Raw genomic sequence first — 241 nt, 5'->3', positions numbered from 1 at the left:
AAATCCCCGGATCAAAGCTTACTTACAGCTCCCCGAGGCATATCGGTGTTAGTGCCGTCCTTCATCGACTCCTAGTGCCAAGGCATCCACCGTGCGCCCTTATTAACTTAACCAAAAGTTAACACTTGGATAAAATCCAAGATTTAAGTTTACACGTCAATTGCTTGACTTGTTTAAAAATCTATAAAATAGAAATTTGATTTATTGCTTTCAATGTCGTTTTATCCAGTTTTCAAAGAAC

The 241-nt window shown here is 38.2% G+C and carries 1 rRNA gene; it reads right to left on the bottom strand.

The window, feature by feature from the left end:
- Positions 1-113 (bottom strand): 23S ribosomal RNA (locus tag M3166_RS19260); the annotation flags it as partial.
- Positions 114-241 lie beyond the last annotated feature (128 nt).

Source organism: Solibacillus isronensis (assembly GCF_023715405.1).
Taxonomy (GTDB): Bacteria; Bacillota; Bacilli; order Bacillales_A; family Planococcaceae; genus Solibacillus; species Solibacillus isronensis_B.
Note: the sequence above shows the minus strand (reverse complement) of the source record. Positions and strands in the feature narration are given on the sequence as shown.